The organism is Streptomyces sp. RGM 3693, assembly GCF_050471125.1.
Taxonomy (GTDB): domain Bacteria; phylum Actinomycetota; class Actinomycetes; order Streptomycetales; family Streptomycetaceae; genus Streptomyces.
The window spans coordinates 531,414-550,630 of record NZ_JBMPPQ010000004.1 but is presented as its reverse complement, the minus strand read 5'-3'; the positions used below and the strand labels follow the sequence as shown (position 1 = coordinate 550,630).

15 protein-coding genes are annotated in these 19,217 nt (G+C 73.5%); 4 read left to right on the top strand and 11 right to left on the bottom strand.

The window, feature by feature from the left end; all coding sequences use genetic code 11:
• Positions 1 to 276: 276 nt before the first annotated feature.
• Entirely contained in the window at positions 277 to 744 is a 468-nt protein-coding gene (locus tag ACO0M4_RS38605) for an RDD family protein (RefSeq protein WP_430375806.1), read from the top strand.
• Between the two features lie 261 nt (positions 745 to 1,005).
• On the opposite strand, the gene ACO0M4_RS38600 is transcribed toward ACO0M4_RS38605, so the two are convergent.
• The 4 genes from ACO0M4_RS38600 to lipB all read right to left on the bottom strand — a co-directional run bounded on the left by ACO0M4_RS38600 (position 1,006) and on the right by lipB (position 4,095).
• Positions 1,006 to 1,716 (bottom strand): DUF4191 domain-containing protein, encoded by a 711-nt coding sequence (locus ACO0M4_RS38600; protein WP_430375805.1) that lies wholly within the window; start codon positions 1,714 to 1,716, stop codon positions 1,006 to 1,008.
• 10 nt (positions 1,717 to 1,726) lie between these two features.
• Positions 1,727 to 1,942, bottom strand: coding sequence for a hypothetical protein (locus ACO0M4_RS38595; RefSeq protein WP_430375804.1), 216 nt, complete (start codon positions 1,940 to 1,942; stop codon positions 1,727 to 1,729).
• A gap of 225 nt (positions 1,943 to 2,167) precedes the next feature.
• Complete coding sequence (gene lipA, locus ACO0M4_RS38590; RefSeq protein WP_390021631.1) at positions 2,168 to 3,118, bottom strand: lipoyl synthase; 951 nt, start codon at positions 3,116 to 3,118, stop codon at positions 2,168 to 2,170.
• Positions 3,119 to 3,279: 161 nt separating this feature from the next.
• Positions 3,280 to 4,095 (bottom strand): lipoyl(octanoyl) transferase LipB, encoded by an 816-nt coding sequence (lipB, locus tag ACO0M4_RS38585; RefSeq protein WP_430375803.1) that lies wholly within the window; start codon positions 4,093 to 4,095, stop codon positions 3,280 to 3,282.
• 311 nt (positions 4,096 to 4,406) lie between these two features.
• Between lipB and ACO0M4_RS38580 the strand changes: the two genes are divergently transcribed.
• The gene (locus ACO0M4_RS38580) at positions 4,407 to 5,864 is read left to right on the top strand and encodes a regulator (protein ID WP_430375802.1); all 1,458 of its coding nucleotides are present in this window, start codon (positions 4,407 to 4,409) and stop codon (positions 5,862 to 5,864) included.
• 25 nt (positions 5,865 to 5,889) lie between these two features.
• On the opposite strand, the gene ACO0M4_RS38575 is transcribed toward ACO0M4_RS38580, so the two are convergent.
• The 3 genes from ACO0M4_RS38575 to ACO0M4_RS38565 all read right to left on the bottom strand — a co-directional run bounded on the left by ACO0M4_RS38575 (position 5,890) and on the right by ACO0M4_RS38565 (position 8,925).
• Positions 5,890 to 7,146, bottom strand: coding sequence for an NAD(P)/FAD-dependent oxidoreductase (locus ACO0M4_RS38575; RefSeq protein WP_430375801.1), 1,257 nt, complete (start codon positions 7,144 to 7,146; stop codon positions 5,890 to 5,892).
• A 174-nt stretch (positions 7,147 to 7,320) separates the two neighbouring features.
• On the bottom strand, positions 7,321 to 8,214 hold the full coding sequence (locus tag ACO0M4_RS38570; RefSeq protein WP_430375800.1) for a TIGR01777 family oxidoreductase: 894 nt from the start codon (positions 8,212 to 8,214) through the stop codon (positions 7,321 to 7,323).
• Between the two features lie 192 nt (positions 8,215 to 8,406).
• Positions 8,407 to 8,925 (bottom strand): DUF4240 domain-containing protein, encoded by a 519-nt coding sequence (locus tag ACO0M4_RS38565; RefSeq protein WP_430375799.1) that lies wholly within the window; start codon positions 8,923 to 8,925, stop codon positions 8,407 to 8,409.
• A gap of 291 nt (positions 8,926 to 9,216) precedes the next feature.
• Here ACO0M4_RS38565 and ACO0M4_RS38560 point away from each other — a divergent pair, with 291 nt between their 5' ends.
• Both ACO0M4_RS38560 and ACO0M4_RS38555 read left to right on the top strand, forming a co-directional pair.
• Positions 9,217 to 11,124: a hypothetical protein gene (locus tag ACO0M4_RS38560; RefSeq protein WP_430375798.1), complete on the top strand. Its 1,908-nt coding sequence runs from the start codon at positions 9,217 to 9,219 to the stop codon at positions 11,122 to 11,124.
• A 233-nt stretch (positions 11,125 to 11,357) separates the two neighbouring features.
• Positions 11,358 to 12,305 carry an SDR family oxidoreductase gene (locus ACO0M4_RS38555; RefSeq protein ID WP_430376062.1) on the top strand — a complete coding sequence of 316 codons (948 nt, stop codon included), beginning with the start codon at positions 11,358 to 11,360 and terminating at the stop codon, positions 12,303 to 12,305.
• On the opposite strand, the gene ACO0M4_RS38550 is transcribed toward ACO0M4_RS38555, so the two are convergent.
• The 4 genes from ACO0M4_RS38550 to sucB form a co-directional block, all read right to left on the bottom strand.
• A complete protein-coding gene (locus ACO0M4_RS38550) occupies positions 12,266 to 13,396 on the bottom strand; it encodes a helix-turn-helix transcriptional regulator (protein ID WP_430375797.1) in 1,131 nt (376 codons plus the stop codon). The two genes, ACO0M4_RS38555 and ACO0M4_RS38550, sit on opposite strands and share 40 nt — an antisense overlap.
• A 186-nt stretch (positions 13,397 to 13,582) precedes the next feature.
• A complete protein-coding gene (gene aceE, locus ACO0M4_RS38545; protein WP_430375796.1) occupies positions 13,583 to 16,285 on the bottom strand; it encodes a pyruvate dehydrogenase (acetyl-transferring), homodimeric type in 2,703 nt (900 codons plus the stop codon).
• 316 nt (positions 16,286 to 16,601) lie between these two features.
• Positions 16,602 to 17,225, bottom strand: a complete 624-nt coding sequence (locus ACO0M4_RS38540) for a GntR family transcriptional regulator (RefSeq protein ID WP_430375795.1) — start codon at positions 17,223 to 17,225, stop codon at positions 16,602 to 16,604.
• Between the two features lie 212 nt (positions 17,226 to 17,437).
• The gene (gene sucB, locus ACO0M4_RS38535) at positions 17,438 to 19,174 is read right to left on the bottom strand and encodes a 2-oxoglutarate dehydrogenase, E2 component, dihydrolipoamide succinyltransferase (protein WP_430375794.1); all 1,737 of its coding nucleotides are present in this window, start codon (positions 19,172 to 19,174) and stop codon (positions 17,438 to 17,440) included.
• Positions 19,175 to 19,217 lie beyond the last annotated feature (43 nt).

Sequence of the window (19,217 nt, the reverse complement as noted above, 5' to 3'; positions counted from 1 at the left end):
GTCACCGCTCGGCGGACGCGGGGTTGCGACTCGGAGCGCGACCAAGTGCGGTGGCGCGCTCGCCCGACCATAGGCAGGCGGGATTTCCCAAGCATGACCCATTTGTTTCGCCGAGGTTAACCGGCACGCTGTCGGGTCCACCCCCAGTGTGCGCCTGCGGGGACGGGCGCGGGAGTGGCCTCCGCCAGCCCCGGGGAAGCGGCGGGAAGCGGCCGGAAACCGTGGGTCGGGGAACCCACACCCGAGGAACGTATGCGGTCGCAGTACCGTGGACGGGTGGACAACAGGCAAGCAATCGGATCGTGGATCTCCGGGCCCCGGGCGACAGCCGAGGACATGGGCGTCGACTTCGGCTACCGCGGTCAGCAGCTCGGGCTGCCCGAGGAAGGCCCGGGCTCGATCGCGCGGGTCGGTCGCCGCTTCGGTGCGCTCTTCATCGACTGGGCGCTGTGCCTGCTCATCGCCTACGGGCTGCTCAGCGGCGGTAAGGCACAGTCGGCGAGCAACTGGGCGCTGGCGGTGTTCGCGGTGCTGAGCGTGCTGACCGTCGGGACCGTCGGCTGCACCCCCGGCAAGCGGCTGGTGGGGCTGCGGGTGGTCGCCGAGGGCGGCGGCCGGATCACCCTGCCGCGGGTGGTACTGCGGACGCTGCTGCTGGTGCTGGTCATCCCCGCGGCGATCTGGGACCGCGACGGCCGGGGGCTGCACGACCGGCTCAGCCGCTCGGTCCAGGTGCGGATCTGATCCGTCCGTCGTGACCAGTCCGTCGTGACCAGTGCGTCGTGACCAGCGCGGCGTGACCCCGCCGCCGTGGCCCGTCCGTTCAGAGTCGGTTGCCCGGACCGGTCCGCTCCGAGTCGGTTGCCCGGACCAGAACGACCGCCCGCGACAACGACAACACGTGACGCCCGAACAACGTGTGACGCCCCGAGGCTCAGCCTCGGGGCGTCACACGTTGTTGGAGGTACCGAGCCGGGCAGTTGCCGCCGGCCGGCCGTGGAGGGGTCAGCGCGCCTTGCCGCCGCCCTTGGGCATCCGCATCCCCTTGGGCATCGGGCCCTTCGGTACCGGCATGTTGCTCATCAGGTCGCCGAGCGCACGCAGGCGGTCGTTGACGGCCGTCACCTGGGGGCCGGGGAGGACGCGCGGGAGCTTCAGCAGGTGGGTCCGCAGCTTCTTGAGCGGAACCTGGTCCTCGCCGTCGCCGACGATGATGTCGTGCACCGGGGCGTCCGCGACGGTGCGCGCCATGCGCTTCTTCTCGGCGCCCAGCAGACCGCGCAGACGGTTCGGGTTGCCCTCACCGACCAGGACGATGCCGGCCTTGCCGACGGCGCGGTGCACCACGTCCTGGCTGCGGTTCATGGCGACCGCGGGGGTCACCGTCCAGCCGCGGCCGACGTTCTCCAGGACGGCGGCCGCCGCACCGGGCTGGCCCTCCATCTGTCCGAACGCCGCCCGCTCGGCACGCCGGCCGAAGATGATCGCCATCGCGAGGAACGCCAGGACGAAGCCCAGGACGCCCGCGTAGACGGGGTGGCCGATCAGGAAGCCGATGGCGAGGAGTACGCCGAAGACGACGATTCCTGTGCCAGCGACGACAAGACCGACCTTGGAATCGACCCGACGGGTCATCTTGTAGGTCAGGGCGATCTGCTTCAGCCGCCCGGGGTTCTCAGCGCCGCCAGCGCCGGTTGCGTTTGCCTTCCTCGCCATACAGCGAAGTTTACGTGGCGTGCGGACGTCGGGTCGCCGCGGCCTCCAGGACGTACTCGGCGTCGTACCGGTCCTTGGCGCGGCGGCGGTCCTCCAGGACCGACGTCCAGGCGTTGTGGCGGGCGGTGCGCTGGCCGCTGCGCAGCAACACGGCCTCGATGGCCCGTAGGGCACCGGTGACGGAGGGGATGGGGCGGGGGGTGGCGCGGAGCGGCGCGGCCTCCATGGTGGCGGTCTCCCTCGAACGAACGGAACGAGCAGGGGGGGTACGTGCGGGAGGTAATCGAGCGGTGCGTACATCCATCGTCACTGAAGGGTGTTACCAACGGATGACCTGCCGGTCAAACACCTATGAAACGTTGACGCGGCCCCCACGCCCTCCAGCCTGGGGGAGTGCGGGGCCGCGTCTCTCAGCATGTGCCACGATTCACAAGATGGCGCGCCGGGCGCGTCAAACCGCCTGACTGGCCGCCTCGACCTCGCGTCGCTCGACGGCCTGCTGGTAGAGGCGGCCGGCGCGGTAGGAGGAGCGGACCAGCGGGCCGGACATGACGCCGGCGTAGCCGATCTCGTCGGCCTCCTCCTTGAGCTCCACGAACTCGGCGGGCTTGACCCAGCGCTCGATGGGGTGGTGCCGCACGGAGGGGCGCAGGTACTGGGTGATCGTGATCAGTTCGCAGCCCGCGTCGTGGAGGTCCTGGAGTGCCTGGCTGATCTCCTCGCGGGTCTCGCCCATGCCCAGGATGAGGTTGGACTTGGTGACCAGGCCGGCCTCGCGGGACTTGGTGATGACCTCCAGCGACCGCTCGTAGCGGAAGCCGGGGCGGATCCGCTTGAAGATCCGCGGCACCGTCTCGACGTTGTGGGCCAGCACCTCCGGGCGGGAGGAGAAGACCTCGGCGAGCTGCTCGGGGACCGCGTTGAAGTCGGGGATCAGCAGTTCCACGCCGGTGTCGGGCATCGCGGCGTGGATCTGGCGGACGGTCTCGGCGTAGAGCCAGGCGCCGCCGTCCTCCAGGTCGTCGCGGGCGACGCCGGTGATCGTGGCGTACTTCAGCCCCATGGTCTGCACCGACTCGGCGACCCGGCGCGGCTCGTCGCGGTCCAGCGCCTGCGGCTTGCCGGTGTCGATCTGGCAGAAGTCGCAACGGCGGGTGCACTGGTCGCCACCGATGAGGAAGGTCGCCTCGCGGTCCTCCCAGCATTCAAAGATGTTGGGGCAGCCTGCCTCCTGGCAGACCGTGTGCAGACCCTCGCTCTTGACCAAGCCCTGGAGGTGGTTGTACTCGGGCCCCATTTTCGCCCGGGTCTTGATCCACTCGGGCTTGCGCTCGATCGGGGTCTGGCTGTTGCGGACCTCCAGGCGCAGCATCTTGCGTCCGTCGGGTGCGACTGCGGACACGTCGGCTCCCTAACAACTTCGATTCTTCGGCGTACACCAGGGTACGCCCGTCAATTCGCACGTATTTCCACGTGCGGGTCGTGCTGGCCAACCTCGGACGGGAGGGCGGCATTCCCGCGCGGTGGGACGCGCGGGGCGGTTGGTGCGCCGTGGCGCGGTCCTCAGACCGCCCGGGGGAGGAGCTCGGCGTGCTCCAGGACGTCCCGCAGGTGCTTCTCGACCACCGGCAGGACCTCGGCGATGGTGACCTCGCGGCCCAGCTCGCCGGAGAGCGAGGCGACCCCGGCGTCCCGGATGCCGCACGGCACGATCTTGTCGAACGAGGTGGTGTCCGGGTTCACGTTGAGTGCGAAGCCGTGCATGGTGACGCCCTTGGCGACGCGGATGCCGATCGCGGCGAGCTTGCGGTCCTCACCGCGCTGGCCGGCGTTGGACGGTGCGTACTCGGGGCCGTTCAGCCGCGGGTCGAAGAGCTCGTCCGCGGTCCGCGGGTCGAAGTCGAGCTGGAGGCCGCCCAGGGCCGGCCGGCGCTCCAACGGGTCGCCCAGGACCCACACGCCGCTGCGGCCCTCGACCCGGGTGCCCTCGATGCCGAACGCGGCGCAGACCCGGATCAGGGCCTCCTCCAGCCGGCGGACGTGTGCGACCACGTCGACCGGGCGCGGCAGCTTCTGGATGGGGTAGCCGACCAGCTGGCCGGGGCCGTGCCAGGTGATCTTCCCGCCGCGGTCCACGTCGACGACCGGGGTGCCGTCCAACGGGCGTTCGTCGTCGGAGGTGCGGCGCCCCGCCGTGTAGACCGCCTGGTGCTCCAGGAGCAGGCACGTGTCCGGGACCTCGTCGGCGAACCGGGCTGCGTGGACGCGACGCTGTTCCTGCCACGCCGACTCGTACTCGACGGCGTCCGCCCCGAAGCCCAGGTGCACAAAGCGCAGCCCCTCGGGTTCGGGGGTCTCCCCCCGAGAGATCGCAGTCACGGCAGCTCCTCTTCGAACCTTTGTCGCAGTTCCTTGCGACGTTTGATGCCTCTCGCGAAGCACTTCTGATGCCACATCGCGCCCAAGCCACTGTACGGCCGCCGGGTGCGTCCCCCGCAGGGGGCCGGTGCGCCGCACGGCCCCCGACGCGCCTGTGACGTGCTCACACGATCGGATGAACGCGGGGCGCAAGCCGGGAGAAAGGCGCTGAAGGCCGTTACATTCACGCCGTTCCACAAGGGCGAAGAGCATGCCGGACAGGGTCAGCGAGCCGGCGGCCCGGCCCGGAAGGCAGGAGACCGGTAAAGCTGATGACGGAACGACCCCCGCACCACACGCCCAACCGCCAGCTCGCCGCGCTCATCGCCGAGGCGGGCTTCTCCAACGCAGGGCTGGCCAGACGGGTTGATCAACTCGGCATCGAGCACGGCCTCGACCTGCGCTACGACAAGACGTCCGTGACGCGCTGGCTGCGCGGCCAGCAGCCCAGAGGCACCACCCCCGCACTGATCGCGGAGGTCTTCACCCGCCGGCTGGGGCGCCGGCTGTCCGCCCAGGACCTCGGCCTGGACGCCTGCGCGCCCGTGTACGCCGGGCTCGAATTCGCCTCGACCCCCGCCGAGGCGGTGGACATCGTCAGCGGGCTGTGGCGCAAGGACTCCGGTAGCCACGCCGAGCTCCGCAAGATCGCCTTCACTCCGGCCGGACTGGTCGTGCCCAGCCGGGACTGGCTGATCGGCCGCCCCGACGAACGCGTCGCACACGGCGAGCTGCCCGGCGACGCCGGCGAGCGGGTCCCGTCCCAGGGCGGCCGGACGTCGGTGCCCCGGCAGCGTCAGACCGAGCGCGTCGACCGCACCCAGGGCGGCCGGGTCACCTCCGGTGACATCGCGGCGCTGCGCTCCGTCGGCGAGCTGTTCCGCGCCCTGGACCACGCCTACGGCGGCGGCCACGCCCGCCAGGCCCTGGTGCGCTACCTGGAGCACGAGGCCGAGCCGATGCTCCGCGGCACCTACGGGGAGGTGATCGGCCGCCGGCTGTTCGCGGCCGCCGCCGACCTGACCCGGCTGGCCGGCTGGACCTCGTACGACATCGCCGCGCACGGGCTGGCGCAGCGGTACTTCGTGCAGGCGCTGCGGCTCACCCAGGCAGCCGGGGACCGGGGGTACGGCGCCTACGTCCTGGTGACGATGAGCCGGCAGGCGGTCTATCTGGGGCACGGCAGGGAGGCCGTCCAGCTGGCCCGGGTCGCCCAACAGGGCGTCGGCAGCAGCCTGCCGCCCACCGTGCAGGCGCTGCTGCACGCCGCCGAGGCGCGCGGCCACGGCGTCCTGAGCGAGGTCCGGGCCTGCACGGCCGCGCTGGCCCGCGCCGAACGGGCCCTGGAGAGCGCCCGCCCCGGGGACGACACTCCCTACTGGGCGCGCTTCTTCGACGAGGCACAGCTCGCCGACGAACTCGCGCACTGCCACCGCGATCTCCAGCAGTACCGCGCGGCCTCCCAGCACGCCGAGCGCTCGCTCCAGCTGCGCGCCGCCGGATTCGCCCGCAGCCGATTGTTCTGCCGGGTGGTGCTGGCGACCGCACGGCTGGGCCTGGGCGAACTGGAGCAGGCGTGCACGCTCGGCGCCGAGGCGGCCCTCCAGGCGTCCGAGATGCGCTCCGCCCGGGCCCACGAGTACGTCCGGGACTTCGAGCGGCGCCTGGAGCCGTACCGGGACGCGGCGGCGGTGCGCGGCTATCGGGAGCGGGTGGCGGCGCTGGGGTGACGGGCGGTCGGTCGTCGGGGCCCGGTCACGCCGCGGCCCGGACGGCGTCCGGTTCCGGGCGGGCCGGCAGGCCGAAGTCCTGGAGCAGCGCGCGGGCGGCCCGATGGCCGGAGCGCAGCGCCCCCTGGAGCGTGCTGGTGTCGCGGTGGTCGCCGCACACGTAGAGCCCGGCCAACACCCGTACGGTGCGCTGCGGATCGTGTGGGGTGGCCATCGCGGGCACCGCGTACGGGTCGTGATGGCCGGTCAGCAGTTGCCAGTCGTCGGTCCGCACCCCGTAGATCCGGTCCAGCTGCGGCCGGACGGTCTTGTCGAGGACGTCCAGTGGTAGCGCGGCGGCGGGGCCGAGGGCGACGGTGGTGACCAGCGGGCGGCCGGGCGGGGTGCGGGACGGGTCGATCGCGCCGGCGAGGTAGCTGAAGCCGATGGGGCCCTCGGTCGGCAGGATCAGGGCGGTGTCCCGGCCGGGGCCGCCGCGGGTGCCGGCGGGGGTGTCGGCGGTGTGGTGCAACACGGTGACCGGGTGGAAGGCGGGCCGGCGCAGCCCCGGCAGCAGTTCGACGGCGTCCCGCGCACCGGTCGCCACCAGCACCGCGCGGCACGGTATCCGGCCGTGTTCACGGGTGCCGACCCCGTTGGTGTCGACGGCCGTGACCTTCACGGACGTCCGGACCGTGCCCGGCGGCAGACCGGCCGCCAGCAGCTCCGGGACGGCCGAGGCGCCGCCTGCCGGGAGCGCCAGCCGCCCCTCCGCGAAGGCCCGCAGCACCTGCGCGGCGCCCCGACTGGAGCCGTGCAGCCGCGGATCGCAGAGCAGCGCGCCCAACAGCGGCCGCAGGAAGGTGTCGTGGGTGCGCGGCGGGAACGCCGGGCGGCCGGCCAGGGCGTCACTGACCGGACGGTCGGCGGTCCGCTCCGTACGACGGTCGGCGCGTGTGAGGGCGCGCGCCGCGGAGAGTGCGCCCCTCGTGCACCGCAGCGGACTGACGCGTTGGGCCCGCTGGCCGTTGTGGAGGCTCACCCCGGCCGCGAACGGACGCAGCGCCAACTCGCCCAGGCCGGGCGTGCGGCGCAGTGCGGCCGGGGAGACCGCCAGCGGGCGGCCGCAGCGGTCCAGGCGGAAGCCGTCCACCTCGTCCGTGACGGCCCGGCCGCCGACCCGTGACGCGGCTTCCAGGACGGTGACCGCGAGCCCTGCCCCGGTCAGATGGCGGGCGGCGGCGAGGCCGGCCGGCCCGGCCCCCACGATGACGACGTCGACGGCCGAAGCGGAGCGCAGCACATGCCCCTCCCGAGGTCGGTCCCAGCGGCAGCGCACGGTTCTCATGCCCGGTGCGGCCGTCGGGGATGCCCAGTGATGTGTCCGAGGACCGTAGGGAGCGCCGCGGCCCGGCCGACAGGGGCGCCCTGGGGGCGCGTCGGAGCGTCCCCGCGCCCCGCTCCGGCCCGCGGCGCCCTACGACGCCAGTGCGGCGCGCACCGCGTCGCCGATCCGCGGATGCGCGAAGCCGAAACCGGAATCCAGCAGCCGCCGCGGCACGATCCGCTGACTGCCCAGCACGTCCCCCGCGAACTCCCCGAGGACGATCCGCAGCACCGGCGCCGGCACGGTGCACAGCGTGGGGCGGCGCAGGACGTGACCCATCACCGCCGTCGCCTCGCGGTTGGTGACCGGCTCCGGCGCGGTGAGGTTGACCGGCCCGGACACCTCCTCGGTGGCCAGCAGGTGGCGGAGCGCCGCGATGTGGTCCCGCAGCGAGATGAAGCTCCAGTACTGGCTGCCGTCGCCGAGCCGGCCGCCCAGACCCAGCCGGAAGAGCGGGAAGAGCCGTCCCCAGGCGCCCCCGGAACGCGCCACGACCAGACCGGTCCGGGCGAAGACGGTCCGGATTCCGGCGTCCTGGGCGGGCGTCGCGGCGTCCTCCCACGCCACGCACAGCTCCGGCAGGAAGCCCGCACCGGCCGGCGCGTCCTCGTCGGTGCGCCGGTCCCCGGTGTTGCCGTAGTAGCCGATCGCGCTGCCCGAGACGAAGACCCGCGGGGGGACGTCCATCGCGGCCAGCGCGGTGGCCAGCGTCCGGGTGCCCAGCACCCGGCTGTCGCGGAGCTCCTGCTTGTACGCGGCGGTCCAGCGGTGGTCGGCGACGCCCGCCCCGGCGAGGTGCACCACCGCCTCGCAGCCGGCCAGGGCCGCCGGGTCCAGCCGCCGCCCCTTGGGGTCCCAGGTCACCTCGTCGGCCGCCGCCGGCTGCCGGCGGACGAGCCGGACGACGTCATGACCGTCCGTGCGAAGGTTCCGCACGAGCGCCGTGCCGATGAGTCCGGTCGAGCCGGTGATCGCGATCCGCATGGGGCCATCCTGCCCGCAATCCGGGGCACCACCGGGGAACGGCCCGGGTGAGCCGGTCGGCAGAACGGCGACCCGGCCGCGCGGACGACCCTCAGGTCCTGCCGTCGCCCGGCACGGGGGAGTTCACGACCGGACGGTCCTGTAAGGACCGGGCCTCAAGGACCGGGCCGGCGGATCAGGGTCGGACAGGCCCTAGCGGCGGAAGCGGTCCCACAGCTGTGGGAAGCGTTCGGCCAGGGTCGCGTCGTCGTCGAGGTCGAGGTAGGTGCCGAGCGGTTCCGGCGGTGCCGGGCGCAGGCCCAGGTCGGGCATGACGGTGCCGGTCAGCTGCTCGTACGCCTCGTCGGCCGCGTAGCCCAGCTCCTCGGCGTCGCCGTCGGTCTCCTCGTCGAAGTCGCGCAGCAGACGGGCCAGCTGGTCCGGGTCGTGCAGCGCGCCCTCGAAGACGTGCCGGCCCTGGCCGATCAGCCAACAGCGGAAGTAGTCGAAGGCGTCGTCGCTCGCGCCGTCCAGCATCAGTGCGGCGGCGGCCCACAGGTCCCAGGTGTACGCCCGGTTGTAGCGGGCCTCGAAGTGGCGGGCGAAGTCGATGATGCGCTCCGGGTCGAGCCCGAGCAGCCGCTCGACCAGCGCATCGGCCTGTTCCTCGGGGTCCCCCGCGGCGGCCGTGCGGGAGCCGTCGACCAGCTCCCAGAACTCCGTCTCGTCCATCACGGCTCCAGCATCCGTCCTGCCGCCGCGGCCCGCACGCGGAGTACCCCGGATGCGGCGGGGCGCTCCCCGGGCCGGTGCGCCGGGGCGTCAGGGGTGGTGGCCCGGCGGGTGACCGCGTCGGGATTCCCTCGTTGTGCGGCATGCAACGACGGCAGCGCAGAGCCAACAGCATCCCCCCACCCCGTACCCCCATCCCCTCACCGCACCCCACCCTGCATCCCCCACCGCACCCAACCCCGCATCCCCCACCGCACTCCCACTCCGTGAAGGGCGCATCCCGCCATGCCCATGGACGAACGAACCCGGGCCGAGGTCGAACGCGCCGAGGCGGCCCTCGTCGAGCACTACCCGCGGCTGGTCCGCCTCGCCTATCTCGTCCTGCCCCCGTCGATGGGCCGCCACCGCAAGGTCCTCACCGCGCACGGCCTGGTGCAGCGGGCGCTGCCGTGGCGCGGGCCGCGCCGACCGGCCGGTGCGCTGCCCGCCCAGCGCGGCTCGGACACCGGCGCCGGCTACGACCTGGTCCGCCAGCGCACGGTGGAACTGGCGCTGGCCTACGAGGAGCGGCAGCGCCCCGCGGTACTGCTGCCGACGGTGCCGTTCGTCTGGGGGCTGCGACTCTTCCCGCGCGCCGGCGGTGCCGACGAACTCGCCCTGGACCAGGCCCTGTCGGCGGTCCCGGCCACCGTGCGGGCCGCCCTAGGGCTGTGGCACCTGGAGGGGCTGGACGCGGACGCGGCGCGCGCCGTCCTGGTGCGGGCCGGGGTCGCCGACCCGGACGCGGCACAACGGGCGGCTGGCCAGCTGGACCGGCGGACCGGGGCCGGGGCCGCGGCGCTGCTGAACTCCGGCGAGTTCGACCCCTGCACGGTCCAGGCCCGGCCGACGGACCTGCTGCGCCGCCGGCAACGGGTGCGGGCCACGGCGGTGCTGGCGGCGGTGCTGGTGGTCGGGGCGGTCGTGGTGGCACTGCCCATCGGCGGATCCCCGGACGGCTCGGCCGGGCCCGTCCCCGCCGCCCAGCAGGCCCTCGACCCCGGCCGGCTGCTGCGGACGCCCCACGAACAGTGGGCGGAGACCTCCCGGGTGGACTTCACCGCCTGGCCGCCGCGCGGCCGCCAGGCCGGCGACCGGCAGCTGCTGGCGCGGGCGCTGCGGGTCTGGGCCGCCCCGCCCGCCGGCACCCGGATCGTCGCCGCGGCGGACACCTCCACCCGCCCGCCCGCCGCCCCGCCCCGGCTGCTGTACGCGGGCCTGATCGACAACGTCATGGTGGTGGTCTTCTACGACGGCGAGCGTCTGGTGCGCTACGCCGAACCCGAAGGGGCCACGCCCACCCTGCACTTCGCCCGGGTCGACAACGCCGACCTCACCACCGCCGGCGGGCTGGTGATCGGCCGCGGCAACGGCTGGCTGCGGTATCTGATCGCCCCCTGGGTCTCCGACGTCGCCGTACGGGACCTGCTCGCCCCGGACGCCCCGCCGCACGGGCTGCACCTGGCCCCGGACGGCGTCACCGACCGCATCCCGATCCCGCCCGCGGACGGCGCCACCTGCGGGCAGTGGCCGGTGACCGAATTCCACTCCTCGCCGCGGATCGACGACCGGCGCTCCTTCCTGGTCACCGACCTCGGTGACCTGGCGTCGGCGCACCTGACGTACCTGCCGCCGCCCACCGCGGGCGGTCCGGGCGGCCCGGGCGAGGCGACCGGCGCACCCGCCCTGCACAGTTGGGCGCGCACCGCGTGCACCCTGCGGTCGCTGCGCGGCACCGGCGTACGGTCCGTCAACAACTGGGCCTACGCCCAGCAGGACCTCCCGGAGGGCGGCGGCACCGCGACCTGGGTGTGCAACCGGGCCGACACCTGGCGCGGACCCGGCCGGGCCGTGGTGCAGTTCCAGCCCCCCGCCGCCGGACCGGTCGACCCGGGGCGGATCGTCGGCCGGGCCGTCGGCACCGCGGTGTGCAGCCCGTTCGGCCGGCATGTGCTCGGCGACGTCCACTGGCAGGCGAAGTCCGGGAAGTGGTACCTGCTCGCGGCGGGCAGCAGCGAGGTGGCCGGGATCGACGTGACCGGTCGGGTACGGGCCGGCGCCGAGGCGGCGACGCTGGCGGTACCGGCCACGCCGGACGTCCCGGCGCAGGTCGCGGGCCGGCTGCGGGACGGCCGCGGCCTGCGGGCGCTGCGGCCGTAGCCGCGGACCTTCCGACGGCCCCGCAGGCCCCGTCGGAGGGTCCGCGGACGGGCTCGCGGGGGAAGCCGGGAACGGCCGTTGAATCCCGACAGTAGGTGTCGGGATTGGCTGTCAGGGTCGCCGTGTACGACCGCACGGAAGACGACAGCGAGGAGCGACACGTGACGGCGCAGGAGAACGCGACGGGGCAGGCGACGAACGGGCGGACGGCGGCCGGAGCGCCCGGCGGACGGCTGCCCGGGGGTGATCTGACCGGCCGGGTGGCGCTGGTCGCCGGGGCCACCCGGGGCGCGGGCCGGGCGATGGCGGTGGAACTGGGCCGGGCCGGCGCGGTGGTCTACGTCACCGGTCGCACGACCCGGGACGCGGTCAGCGAGGTCGGGCGGCCCTCGGAGACCATCGAGGAGACGGCGGAGCGGGTGACCGCGGCGGGCGGCACCGGGGTTGCGGTGCCCACCGACCATCTGGTGCCGGAGCAGGTCAAGGAGCTGATCGCGCGCATCGACCGGGAGCAGGGACGGCTGGACGTCCTGGTGAACAGCGTCTGGGGCGGCGACCGCCTGATCCAGTTCGACACCAAGGTGTGGGACCTGGACCTGGCCGGCGGGCTGCGGATGTTCCGGCTCGGCGTCGACACCCACATCATCACCCACCACTTCGCGCTGCCGTTGCTGATCCGGCGGCCCGGCGGGCTGGTCGTCGAGGTCACCGACGGCACCGCGGAGTTCAACCGCACCTACCGCGACAGCCTCTGCTTCGACGTCACCAAGAACGTCCCGCACCGGATCGCCTTCGGACTCGCCAGCGAACTGGCGGAGTACGGCGGCACGGCGGTCTCGCTCACCCCGGGCTTCCTGCGGTCCGAGGAGATGCTGGACCACTTCGGCGTCACCGAGGAGACCTGGCGCGACGCGATCGCCCAGGAACCGCACTTCGCCATCGCCGAATCCCCGGCCCTCATCGGCCGCGCGGTGCGGGCGCTGGCCACCGACCCGGACAAGGCGCGCTGGACCGGCCGGTCGCTCTCCAGCGGCCAGCTGGCGAAGGAGTACGACTTCACCGACGCGGACGGCACCCGGCCCGACTGCTTCGGCTACTTCGCTGACGTGGTGAGCGGCGGCAAGGACGCCGGTCCCGAGGACTACCGCGAGCCGGCGGCCCCCTCCTCCGCCGGGGAGTAGAGCGCGGCGGCGCGGCGGGCGGCCGCCGCGAACCGCTCCCGCAGCCCGGGGGGCGAGCGCACCTCGCACTCCGGGCCGAGGCCCAGCAGTTGGGCGTAGGCGACCTCCTCGGACTCCACGGCCAGGGTGACCGTCAGCCACCCCCGCTCGTCCGGCGCGCCCTCGGCCGTCGCCCGCTCGATGGCCTCCCGGGCCGCGGCCGGCTCGGTGACGTGGGGCAGCTGCCGGACCCCGGGCGGGGAGAGCCGGACCACCACCTCCTCGCGCAGCAGCGACCGCCGGAACTGCGCGGCCCGCTCGGCCCAGAACGCGGGCAGGTCGAACTCCGGATCGCGGACGAAGCGCCCGGTGCCCGCCGCGTCCCCGCCGGCCGGGACGCGCCGTGGGCCCGCGGGCGGGAGGGTCGACTCCGCCGCGGTGAAGCGGTCGACGCGGTAGACCCGGAAGCCGGTCCGCTCACCGTCGTCGCCGGCCGGTCCCGCCGGACCTGCCACCGCCGCGGCGGGCGGCGCTTCGGGCCGCTCCGGTGCCACCCGCGCCGCCAGGTACCAAACACCCGCCTTCAGCACGAGACCGTACGGCTCCAGCTCACGGACCACCTCGCGGTCCCGGCGGAGATAACGGACCGTCAGCCGGCGGTCGTCCCACACCGCGTCGGCGAGCACCGGCAGCAGCTCGGGCGCCTGGGGGTCGTGGTACCAGCGCGGTGCGTCCAGGTGGAACCGTTGGGCGGCGCCCGACGCGGCGTCCCGCAGCTCCGGCAGCAGCGCGGCGGAGACCTTCAGCCGGGCCGCGGACGCGACGTCGGCCAGGCCCATCTCGCGCAGCGCGGAGGGCACTCCGGACAGGAAGAGCGCCTCCGCCTCGCTGCGACCGAGCCCGGTCAGCCGGGTGCGGTACCCGCCTATCAGGCGGTAGCCCCCGGACCGGCCGCGGTCGGCGTAGACCGGCACCCCGGCCTCCGAGAGCGATAGCACGTCCCGGGCGACCGTGCGCTCCGAGACCTCCAGCTCCCGCGCCAGCTCACCGGCCGTCATCGACGGCCGGGACTGGAGCAGCAACACCATCTTGATCAGCCGTGCGGCACGCATGGATCCATCATGCGGGGCGGCACTGACAACGCCCCGCGGACGCGGAACGGAAGGATCCCGTGCGAAGACCCCGGGCGCGGTGGGTGATCTTCGCACGGGAGTTTGTGGGCGGGCGGCGCCCGGTGTCGGCCGAGGCCGCCCGCGTCCCAGGGGCCCCGCGGCGCACGCACCGTAGGGGGCCCGGTGTCACAGCCCGTAGCGCTCCCGGGCCTCCTTGACGGTCTCCGGCTTGACGTCCCCGCGCCGGGCGAGGGCCGCCAGTGCCTGGACGACCACCGACTGCGGGTCGACGCCGAAGTGGCGGCGGGCCGCGTCCCGGGTGTCGGACAGGCCGAAGCCGTCCGTCCCGATGGAGGTCCAGTCCTGCTCGACCCAGGGGGCGATCTGGTCCGGAACCGCCCGCATCCAGTCGCTCACCGCGACGACCGGGCCGGGCGCACCGGCCAGCGCACGGGTGACGTAAGGAACCCGGTCCTCGCCCTCCAGCCGGGCCGCGTCGCACTCCAGGGCGTCGCGGCGGAGCTCCGTCCAGGACGGCGCGGACCATACGTCCGCCGCCACACCCCAGTCGGCGGCCAGCAGCGCCTGCGCCTCCAGGATCCAGTGGATCGCGGTGCCGGAGGCCAGCAGCTGGAGCCGCGGGACCTCGGCGCCCTCGATGGTGGTGGCTGCCTTGAAGCGGTAGAGGCCCTTGAGGATGCCCTCCTCGACGCCCTCCGGCATCGCCGGCTGCACCTTGGTCTCGTTGTAGACCGTCAGGTAGTAGAAGACGTCCTCGGCGTCCGGGCCGTACATCCGGCGCAGACCGTCCTTGACAATCACCGCCACCTCGTAGGCGAACGCCGGGTCGTACGAGAGCGCCGCGGGGTTGGTCGAGGCGATCAGGTGCGAGTGGCCGTCGGCGTGCTGGAGGCCCTCACCGGTCATCGTCGTCCGGCCGGCGGTGGCGCCGATCACGAAGCCGCGGCCCAGCTGGTCGGCGAGCGCCCAGAACTGGTCGGCGGTGCGCTGCCAGCCGAACATCGAGTAGAAGATGTAGAAGGGGATCATCGGCTCGCCGTGCGTCGCGTACGACGTCGCGGCGGCGGTGAAGTCGGCCAGCGAACCGGCCTCGGTGATGCCCTCGTTGAGGATCTGGCCGTTCTTGGCCTCCTTGTACCAGAGCAGCTGGTCCCGGTCGACCGGGTCGTAGGTCGCGCCCTTGGGGGAGTAGAGGCCGGCCGTCGGGAAGAGCGACTCCATGCCGAAGGTGCGGGCCTCGTCCGGGACGATCGGGACCCAGCGCTTGCCGGTCTCCTTGTCCCGCATCAGGTCCTTGACCAGCCGGACGAACGCCATGGTGGTGGCGATCTCCTGGCTGCCGGAGCCCTTCTTCAACGCGTCGAAGGTCTTGTCGGCGGGCATCGGCAGCGGCCTGGCCACGACCTGACGGGCCGGAGCCGGGCCGTCGAGGGCGGCGCGCCGGGTGCGCAGGTACTGCATCTCCGGGGAGTCCTCGGCCGGGCGCCAGTACGGCACCAGGTCGCCTTCCAGCGCGCTGTCCGGGATGGGGAGTTCGAGCAGGTCCCGCATGGTGCGGAACTCCGCCATCGTCAGCTTCTTCATCTGGTGGTTGGCGTTGCGGGACTCGAAGCCCGTGCCGAGGGTGTAGCCCTTGACGGTCTGCGCCAGGATGACCGTCGGCGCGCCCTTGTGCTCGACGGCGGCCTGGTACGCGGCGTAGACCTTGCGCGGCTCGTGGCCGGCGCGGGAGGTCTGGAACAGCTCCAGCAGCTTGGCGTCGGAGAGCTGCGCGCCGATCGCCTTGAGGGCGTCGCTGGCGCCGAAGAAGTGCTCGCGCAGGTAGGCGGCGTCCCGGGTGGCGTAGGTCTGGAACTGCGCGTCCGGCGTCTCACGGAGGCGCTGGATCACCGCGCCGTCGGCGTCGAGCGCGAAGATCTCGTCCCACGCCTGGCCCCAGAGGGCCTTGACGACGTTCCAGCCGGCGGCGCGGAACTGCGCCTCCAGCTCCTGCACGATCTTGAAGTTCGGGCGGACCGGGCCGTCCAGGCGCTGCAGGTTGCAGTTGATGACGAAGGTCAGGTTGTCCAGGCCCTCGCGGCCGGCCAGGGCCAGTGCGGCGGTCGACTCCGGCTCGTCCATCTCGCCGTCACCGAGGAAGGCCCAGACGTGCGAGTTGCTGGTGTCCTTGATGTCGCGGTGCTCCAGGTAGCGGTTGAAGCGCGCCTGGTAGATCGCGGAGAGCGGGCCGAGACCCATGGAGACGGTGGGGAACTCCCACAGCCAGGGGAGGCGCCGCGGGTGCGGGTACGAGGGCAGGCCCTCGCCGCCGGCCTCCTGGCGGAAGTGGTCGAGCTGCTCCTCGGTGAGCCGGCCTTCGAGGAAGGCGCGGGCGTAGATGCCAGGGGAGGCATGGCCCTGTATGTAGAGCTGGTCGCCGCTGCCTCCCCCAGCTACCGCTGGGGGTGCCCCCAGCCCTTCCTTGCCGCGGAAGAAGTGCTGGAAGCCGGTCTCGTAGAGCCAGGCCGCCGAGGCGAAGGTGGCGATGTGGCCGCCCAGGCCGAGCTTGGAGCCGCGGGTGACCATGGCGGCGGCGTTCCAGCGGTTCCAGGCGGTGATCCGGGCCTCCAGCGCTTCGTCACCCGGGAACGCGGGCTCGGCGGAGGTCGGGATGGTGTTGACGTAGTCCGTCTCCAGCAGCGAGGGCAGGTCGGTGCCTTCGGTGTGGGCGGTGTGCTCCAGGGCGCGGCGCATCAGGTATGCGGCGCGATGCGGGCCCGCTGCCTTGGTGACGGCGTCCAGCGACTCGCGCCACTCGGCCGTCTCCTCGGGGTCGCGGTCCGGGAGTTGGTCGAGCTGGCTGTACGGCAGGCGCACGGGGTCGGGCATGGGTGGCCCCTTTCCGGACGGGTGGGAATGCGAGTTCGGCAGGCATTCGGCAGGCAGGGGTGTCGCGCCCCAGTCATCGACGATAACTCTCTGATCGATGATCGATCAACGCCGAACGGAGGAAAAACCGCAGGTCGGCACGGGGTGCCGCAATCTGGGGCACCGCGTGCCAGCTCCGGAGTCCCCCTCCGTTACGCCCCGGAGTGTCCTCGGCACGCCCCGGAATCAGTTCCTCCGCATGGCTGCCGCCCCGACATGGCGAAGCGGCCCCGCGGAACACTCCGCGAGGCCGCCCGACCACCGTCCGGTACGCCCGCTAGACCCGCGGCGCGCAGCTCAGCACGTGCGCCTTCAACAGCGCGCCGATCCGCGGATCGCGCCGCCGGAACGCATCCACCAGCTCCTGATGGTCCTGGGCGTGCGACCGCGGCTCCGGGCTGAACCAGCGGATCGACAGCGTCGTCCAGACCTCCACGCCCAGCGACTCCCAGGTGTGCAGCAGCACGGCGTTCCCGGCCGCCCGGACGACCTCCCGGTGGAAGGCCACCGTGTGCCGCACCTGCGCCTCGCCGTCGCCCGCCGCGTCCGCCGCCCGCAGCGCCGCCACCTCGCGCTCCAGCGCCGCGGTGTCCTCCGCCAGCCGCTCCGCCGCCAGCTCCGCGGCCACCTGCTCCAGCCCGGCCCGGACCGGGTAGCTCTCCTTGAGGTCGTCGGCGGTGAGGTTCCGCACCCGGACGCCCTTGTTCGGCGCCGACTCGATCAGCTGGAGCGACTCCAGCTCCCGCAGCGCCTCCCGTACCGGCGTCTGGCTGACCTCCAGCTCCACCGCGATCCGCCGCTCCACGATCCGCTCGCCCGGCTGCCAGCGGCCGCTGACGATCCCCTCCAGGATGTGCTCGCGGATCTGTTCGCGCAGCGAGTGGACGACGGGCGGGGTCATGAGGTGCTCCTTCAGAGCGGGTGGGGCCGCGAGGCGTGGTGCGGGGCCATTATCGCCGGACGTGGGCACGCAAAAGGGCCGGCCCCGGCTCGTCGGAACGAGCCGGGGCCGACCCCTGTGCACAACTACCGCTTCCCTGACGGGAGTCGGAGTCAGAGACCGACTTCGGTCTCGTTGCGATCCTCGGTCACTCGGAGGGAGTGACCGCCTGATCAGAGACCGATCTCGGTCTCGAACTCCGCGGCCTCCAGGATCTGCTTGACCGTGGTCAGGTAACGGGCCGCGTCGGCGCCGTCCACCAGACGGTGGTCGTAGGAGAGCGCGAGGTAGGTCATGTCGCGCACCGCGATGGTCTCGCCGAGGTCCGGGTGGTTGATGACCACCGGGCGCTTGACGGTGGCACCGATGCCCAGGATGCCGACCTGGTTCGGGGGCACGATCACGGTGTCGAACAGGGCGCCGCGCGAACCGGTGTTGCTGATGGTGAAGGTCGCGCCGGACAGCTCGTCCGGGGTGATCTTGTTGCCGCGGACCTTGCCCGCCAGCTCCGCCGTCTTACGGGCGATGCCAGCGATGTTCAGGTCACCCGCGCCCTTGATGACCGGGGTCATCAGGCCCTTCTCCGCATCCACCGCGATACCGACGTTCTCGGTGTCGAAGTAGGTGATGGTGCCCTCGTCCTCGTTGATCCGGGCGTTGACGACCGGGTGGGCCTTCAGCGCCTGGACAGCGGCCTTGACGAAGAACGGCATCGGGGAGAGCTTGACGCCCTCGCGCTGCGCGAAGCCGTCCTTGGCCTTGTTGCGCATCCGCATGATCGCGGTGATGTCCACCTCGACCACGGAGGTCAGCTGCGCCTGGCCGTGCAGGGCCTTCATCATGTTGTCGCCGATGACCTTGCGCATCCGCGGCATCTTGACGGTCTGACCGCGCAGCGGCGACGCCTCGATGACCGGGGCGCCGGCCTTGGCCGGGGTGGCGGCCGGCGCGGCCGGAGCCGGCACGGCGGCCTTGAGGGCCTCGGCAGCGGTGATGACGTCCTGCTTGCGGATCCGGCCACCGACACCGGTGCCCTTGACCGTGGCGAGGTTCACACCGTTCTCCGCCGCGAGCTTGCGGACCAGCGGGGTGACGTAGGCGCCGTCCGCCTCACCGACCGCCGGGGCGGGGGTGACGGGGGCAGCGGCCGGAGCCGGAGCCGGAGCCGGGGCGGGGGCCGGGGCCGGGGCCGGCGCGGGGGCCGGAGCCGGAGCAGCGGCCGGCGCCGGGGCGGGCGCGGGGGCCGGAGCGGGCGCCGGAGCAGCGGCCGGGGCGGCCGGAGCCGGGGCAGCGGCCGGAGCCGCACCCTTGACGCCGATCACCGCGAGCTTGGCGCCGACCTCGGCGGTCTCGTCCTCGGCCACGAGGATCTCCAGCAGGGTGCCGGAAGTCGGGGCCGGGATCTCGGTGTCGACCTTGTCGGTGGAGACCTCGAGCAGCGGCTCGTCCTCCGAGACCTCCTCGCCGACCTCCTTCAGCCAGCGGGTGACGGTGCCCTCGGTGACGCTCTCGCCGAGCGCCGGGAGGACCACGTCGGTGCCCTCGGCAGCGCCCGCGGGGGCGGCGACGGGGGCGGGGGCCTCGGCCACGGGGGCCGGGGCCGGCTCGGGCTGCGCGGCCGGGGCCGGAGCCTCGGCGGCGGCCGGCGCCGGCGCGGCGGCCGGTGCGCCGGTGCCGTCGTCGATGATGGCCAGCTCGGCGCCGACCTCTACGGTCTCGTCCTCGGCCACCTTGATGGAGGCCAGCACGCCGGAAGCCGGAGCCGGGATCTCGGTGTCAACCTTGTCGGTGGAGACCTCGAGCAGCGGCTCGTCGGCCTCGACGCGCTCGCCCTCGGCCTTCAGCCAGCGGGTGACGGTGCCCTCGGTGACGCTCTCGCCGAGCGCCGGCAGGGTTACGGAAACCGCCATGGTTTCAGTTGCTCCTATCGCAAGTACGGATGTGGTCGCGCCC

Coding starts and splice junctions, on each gene's coding strand:
- ACO0M4_RS38600 (WP_430375805.1), bottom strand. CDS start 1,716: ATGGCGAGGAAGGCAAACGCAACCGGCGCTGGCGGCGCTGAGAACCCC.
- ACO0M4_RS38595 (WP_430375804.1), bottom strand. CDS start 1,942: ATGGAGGCCGCGCCGCTCCGCGCCACCCCCCGCCCCATCCCCTCCGTC.
- ACO0M4_RS38580 (WP_430375802.1), top strand. CDS start 4,407: ATGACGGAACGACCCCCGCACCACACGCCCAACCGCCAGCTCGCCGCG.
- ACO0M4_RS38570 (WP_430375800.1), bottom strand. CDS start 8,214: ATGCGGATCGCGATCACCGGCTCGACCGGACTCATCGGCACGGCGCTC.
- ACO0M4_RS38565 (WP_430375799.1), bottom strand. CDS start 8,925: ATGGACGAGACGGAGTTCTGGGAGCTGGTCGACGGCTCCCGCACGGCC.
- ACO0M4_RS38560 (WP_430375798.1), top strand. CDS start 9,217: ATGGACGAACGAACCCGGGCCGAGGTCGAACGCGCCGAGGCGGCCCTC.
- ACO0M4_RS38550 (WP_430375797.1), bottom strand. CDS start 13,396: ATGCGTGCCGCACGGCTGATCAAGATGGTGTTGCTGCTCCAGTCCCGG.
- aceE (WP_430375796.1), bottom strand. CDS start 16,285: ATGCCCGACCCCGTGCGCCTGCCGTACAGCCAGCTCGACCAACTCCCG.
- ACO0M4_RS38540 (WP_430375795.1), bottom strand. CDS start 17,225: ATGACCCCGCCCGTCGTCCACTCGCTGCGCGAACAGATCCGCGAGCAC.
- sucB (WP_430375794.1), bottom strand. CDS start 19,174: ATGGCGGTTTCCGTAACCCTGCCGGCGCTCGGCGAGAGCGTCACCGAG.